The 5,294-nt window shown below is 74.0% G+C and carries 4 protein-coding genes; all 4 read right to left on the reverse strand.

What is annotated here, in order from left to right; genetic code table 11:
• Nucleotides 1-104 precede the first annotated feature (104 nt).
• Nucleotides 105-479, reverse strand: coding sequence for a GntR family transcriptional regulator (locus K6I34_RS30770; RefSeq protein ID WP_229330992.1), 375 nt, complete (start codon nt 477-479; stop codon nt 105-107).
• A 104-nt stretch (nt 480-583) separates the two neighbouring features.
• Nucleotides 584-2,437, reverse strand: coding sequence for an asparagine synthase (glutamine-hydrolyzing) (gene asnB / locus K6I34_RS30775; protein WP_229330994.1), 1,854 nt, complete (start codon nt 2,435-2,437; stop codon nt 584-586).
• A 259-nt stretch (nt 2,438-2,696) separates the two neighbouring features.
• Complete coding sequence (locus K6I34_RS30780) at nt 2,697-3,896, reverse strand: type III PLP-dependent enzyme (protein ID WP_374231067.1); 1,200 nt, start codon at nt 3,894-3,896, stop codon at nt 2,697-2,699.
• Nucleotides 3,897-3,901: 5 nt separating this feature from the next.
• A partial coding sequence (locus K6I34_RS30785; RefSeq protein WP_229330999.1) for an IucA/IucC family siderophore biosynthesis protein occupies nt 3,902-5,294 on the reverse strand: 1,393 nt, incomplete at its 5' end.

The raw sequence follows: 5,294 nt of genomic DNA on the forward strand, positions 1-5,294 counted from the left end.
GTTCCGCACGGCTGGGGGCACCTCCCGGACGGAGTCTGGGGGAGGGTGGGCACAAACGGGCCCACCGGCCGCAACCGACCACGGGGTCCGGGGCGAAGCCCCGGTCAGTCGCCGTACGCGGCGCGCAACGCCGCCACCGCCGCTGCCACAGCAGCGTCGTGGTCCAGCCCCAGACGCCGCGCGCGCTGCGCGTACGCGGAGGCCGCCGCGGCCGCCTCCCGCGCCGCCGTGTCCCCTTGCGCCGCCACGAACGTCCCGTTCCGTCCCCGCGTCTCGATGACGCCGTCCGCTTCCAGCGCCTTGTACGCCTTGGCGACCGTGTTGGCGGCCAGGCCGAGTTCCTCGGCGAAGCCGCGGACGGTGGGGAGTTTGTAACCGACCGGCAGGGCGCCGGAGCGGGCCTGTTCGGCGATGGTCGCGCGGATCTGCTCGTAGGGCGGTTCGGTCGCGTCAGGGTCGACGGTCAGGTGCAGGGCCACGGTGGGACTCCCCGGTCGGACGTTGGCGTCACGTACGTCACGTACGTCACGTACTGCGTTGTGTCATCCATTGTGCGTCAGGGAGTCCCCCGGTGTCGGCAGGGCTACAGCTCGATGGAGGCGCCGTAGGTGGTCAGCCACGTGTCGAGGCTGAGGACCAGCTCCGTGGTGGACTGGAAGGCCTCGCCGGTGCCCTGGCCGAGCGAGTCGGTGATGGCCGCGGTGTCCAGGAGGTCGTGCACGGGCGCGTTCCTGTCCGCGAGCACGCGGCGCAGCTCCTCGCGCAGGACGCCGGGGTAGCGCGGGTCCTGGGTGCTGGGGTACGGGCTCTTGACGCGGTCGGCGACGGAGGCGGGCAGCAGGTCGCGGGTGGCGGCGCGCAGCAGCGACTTCTCGCGGCCGTCGAAGGTCTTCATCGCCCAGGGGGTGTTGAAGACGTACTGGACGAGGCGGTGGTCGCAGAAGGGCACGCGGACTTCAAGGCCGGTGGCCATGCTGACGCGGTCCTTGCGGTCGAGCAGCAGCTGCACGAAGCGGGTCAGGTGCAGGTAGCTGATCTCGCGCATGCGGCGCTCCAGGCCGGTCTCGCCCTCCAGGCGCGGGACCTCGGCGAGGGCCTCGCGGTAGCGGGCCTCCTGGTAGCCGGGGACGTCGATCTTGCGCAGGAGCGCCGGGTCGAGGAAGTCGGTGCGGCCGCCGCTGCTGTCGCCGGAGACGGTGTCGAAGATGCGGGCCGTGAGCCAGGGGAAGGTGTCGCCGTTGACGGCGGCGGGGTCGTGGAACCAGCGGTAGCCGCCGAAGACCTCGTCGGCGGACTCGCCGGACAGCGCGACCGTGGAGTGCCCGCGGATGGCCTTGAAGAGGAGGTAGAGCGAGGTGTCGACCTGGCCGAAGCCGACCGGCAGGTCACGGGAGAGCAGTACGGCGTCGCGGTGGCCGCGGTCCATCAGGTCGGCGGTGTCGAGGACGATGTCGGAGTGGTCCGCGCGGACGTGCTCGGCGAGGGCGTGGGCGAACGGGCCGTCGGGGGTGCCGCGCAGGTCGCTGGCCTTGAAGTGCTCGGCCTGGCCGACGAAGTCGACGGCGAAGGAACGCACAGGGCCGTGGCCGCCGTCGGCGAGGCCCTGGGCGGCGAGCGCGGTGATGACGGAGGAGTCGAGGCCGCCGGAGAGCAGGGTGCACAGCGGGACGTCGGCGATGAGCTGGCGGGAGACGATGTCCTCCAGCAGCTCGCGGACGGTCTTGACCGTGGTGTCCAGGTCGTCGGTGTGCTCGTGGGACCGAAGTGCCCAGTAGCCGCGCTCGGTCAGGCCGCCGCGGCGCACCCGTACGGTGTGGCCGGGGCGGACCTCGCGCATGCCCTTGTAGATGCCGTGGCCGGGTGTCTTGGTGAAGGCCAGCATCTCGGCGAGGCCCTCGGCGTCGACGACGGGGCGGACGGAGGGGTGGGCGAGGACGGCCTTGGGCTCGGAGGCGAAGAGGACGCCGTCGGGGGTGGGGTAGTAGTAGAGCGGCTTGACGCCCATGCGGTCGCGGACGAGGAGGGCCTCCTCGGTGCGCGGGTCCCAGATGGCGAAGGCGTAGATGCCGTTGAGCCGCTCGGCGAAGGACTCGCCCCACTGAAGGTAGGCGTGGAGCACGACCTCGGTGTCGCTGGTGGTGCGGAAGGTGTGCCCGTGGCCTTCGAGCTCGGTGCGCAGCTCACGGAAGTTGTAGACCTCGCCGCTGTAGGTCATGGCGGCGAGGGTACGGCCGTCGTGCTCGGCGACCATGGGCTGGACGCCGCCCTCCAGGTCGATGATGGAGAGCCTGCGGTGGCCGAGCGCGGCGTGGGTGTCCAGCCATGCACCGCCCGCGTCCGGGCCGCGGCAGACCTGAGTCTGGTTCATCGCGTCGAGCGTGCCGCGCGCGGTCGTCAGGTCCTGGTCGTAGGCGATCCATCCGGTGATGCCGCACATGCCTGAGGTGTTCCCCTTCACTCGGCCGTCCGACGGGTGTGATGCCGGAGCGGCTCTCCCCGTATGCGAGGGCCCGCGGCAGGTTTTGCGCACGGGCGGTGAAGATCACACTACGCCGGGATAGATGCATGCACCACGAGAAGAGCGCCGAAAACCATGGGTTTCAAGCCAAGCCCGCGCGGTGCCCCCTCCTGGGACCGCCGCCTCCCTGACGCCTTGTCACGACAGGAAGCCGTCACGTCGTCAGGGCGGGAAGTCGTCAGGGCAGGAAGTGGAATGTCGGCTCCGGGTGCATCAGGAACGCGTGGTGCGAGATGTTCCACGCGTACGCGCCCGCCATGGCGAAGGCGACCCTGTCCCCCGCCCTGAGCGCGGCGACCGGCACCCGCCGGGCGAGCACGTCCTTGGGGGTGCACAGCTGCCCGCACAGCGTCACGGGCTCGTCGAGCGCCGCGGGGCGCGGCCAGGCCCTCGGCCACTCCTCGACGGGCAGCACCGTGAACGGCTGGCTGTGCCCCTTGGCCGCGGGTGTCCGCAGATGGTGGGTGCCGCCCCGCAGCACCGCGAAGGCCTCGCCATGGCTGTGCTTGAGGTCGAGGACCTCGGTGACGTACCAGCCGCAGTACGCGGTCAGCGCCCGGCCCGGTTCCACGCGCAGGGTGAGGCCGGGGTGCGCGGCGGCGAGCGCGCGCAGGCCCGCGCCGTGGGCCCGCCAGTCGAAGCGGTCGTACGGCCGGGCGTAGTCCACGGCCATGCCGCCGCCGATGTTCACCTCGCTCAGGCCGATGCCGTGCCGGTCGGCGAGGTCCCGCGCCCAGGCCGTCACCCGGGCCGCCACGGCGAGGTGGGCGGGTGCGCCGAGGCCGCTGGCGAGGTGGGCGTGGATACCGCGCAGCCGCAGCCGGCGACCCCGGAAGAGCGGAAGACATGCCTCCGCCTGCTGGGGGTCGAGGCCGAAGGGGCCGGGCCGGCCGCCCATGGCCAGGGCGGCGCCGTCGAGTTCGCCGCGCTCCCCCGCCGGGAGGTTGACGCGCAGCAGCACGTCGGCGGGCGCGGTGCCGGGCCGTTCACCGGCGAGGTCCGCGAGCAGCCGCAGTTCGCTCTCGCTCTCCACGTGGAAGCGTTCGATGCCGAGGGCGAGGGCGCGTCTCAGCTCGTCCTCGGTCTTGCCGGGGCCGCCGAAGGCGAGCGGGTGCCCGGGGACGGCCGCGCGGACGTGGGCGAGCTCGCCGCCGGAGGAGACCTCGAAGCCGTCGACGTGCGGGGCGAGCGCGCGCAGGAGTTCGGGGGCGGGGTTGGCCTTGGCCGCGTAGTAGAGCTCGACCCGCTCGGACGGGGCGCCCAGGGCGGCGCGGACGGCGCGGGCGTGCCCGTCCAGCGCGGCGAGGTCGTGGACGTAGGCGGGGAGCTCGGCGGCGGACAGGCCGGCGGCGTACGCGGCGGCGCGGGGGGAGATCACGGAGATCACGAGGCGGCGCTCCGGGGCTCGGTACGGGCGGCGCGGGGGCCCGCGGCGTGCCGGGAGTCGGTGACGTGCTGCCGGGAGTCGGTGACGGCGGGGCAGGACGCGCGGGCCCCGGCGCGGACGGTGCGGCTGAGCGGGACGAGGGGGGCCAGCACGTCGGGCACCAGCGGCGAGGCGATGCGTACATAGCCCGCGTCCCGGTCGGCCCTGCGCTCCCAGCGGGTCAGCAGGTTGGCCTTGGCGGGCAGCGGCGCCCCGGCGGTCAGGGCGCACAGCTCGGGCGGGTTGCCGTGCGCGGCGGAGCGGGCGGCCAGGGTCCGGCGGACAGCGGACCACAGCTCGGGTTCGAGGTGGGGGTACCGGTCGGCGAGGGCCGCGAGCATCTCGGCGACGTGGTTGACGAGGAGGCAGTAGACGACGCGGTCCCAGCCGCGTTCGCGGTCGTAGGTCAGGGGCCGGGCCACGTCCTCGGGCAGCGCGGCGAGCGCGGCGGCGTGGTGGTCGGCGAGCAGCTTGGTGCCCTCCAGGTCCCGGAAGAGCACCTGGCGGGGCGTGCCGTCGGGACCGACGCCCAGGACGACGTTCTGCAGGTGCGGTTCGAGGACGACGCCGTGGTCGAAGTAGGCGGCGAGCACGGGCGGCACCAGCAGCCCGAGGTAGGCGTCCCACCAGGCGAGGGCCCCGCGCGGGCCGGTCCGCGGCAGGAGCCGTCCGAGGTGGGCGCCGCCGGTGGGGTACTCGTCGGCGACGGCGGCGGCGAGGAGTCCGGTGACGCCGGGGGCGAGCCGCGCGGCGAGCCCTTCACGGACGATCACGCCGAAGCCCTCGACGAGGTCGCGGCTGCCGACGTCGAGGGTGCGGTAGCCGGGCTCGCGCAGCAGGTCGGCGCCGGGGAAGCGGGCGGCGAGGCGCACGGCGACGGGCTCCAGCAGGCGGGTGAGGGCGACGGCGCCCGCGAGCTCGTACGCGGCGTTCTTGCGCAGGCAGTTGGTGATGCGGATGTTCAGGCTGAACTTCAGGAAGTCCCGGCCGTCGTAGAGGGTGCGCACGGAGGCGGTGGGCCCGAAGTCGGCGCCGCCGGGCCCGAGGTCGAGGACGTCGCGCCGGGCGAGGGCGGCGCGCAGCGCGGGGTGGTCGCGAAGCATGGCGTACTGCCAGGGGTGCGCGGGCAGCAGCCGGTAGCCGTCGGGTACGGCCCGCTGCCGGTCGAGGACGGCCAGGGCCCCGTCGGAGACGGTCTCCTCGCGGACGGCGCTCCGGCGTACGGCGAGGTGGTGCAGGGGGAAGCGGGCGCGGTTCTCGGGGGCGTAGCGGATCCAGTCCCGGGCGGTGCCGGTGCGGGCCTTGGGGGTGGGGTGGAAGCGGTGGCCGAAGAGCAGGGACTGCGCGGAG

Origin of the sequence: Streptomyces sp. UNOC14_S4 (assembly GCF_020740835.1) — a bacterium.
Taxonomy (GTDB): domain Bacteria; phylum Actinomycetota; class Actinomycetes; order Streptomycetales; family Streptomycetaceae; genus Streptomyces.

Excerpts from the sequence above, each read along its gene's own strand:
- asnB (WP_229330994.1), bottom strand. The coding sequence starts at position 2,437 with ATGTGCGGCATCACCGGATGGATCGCCTACGACCAGGACCTGACGACC.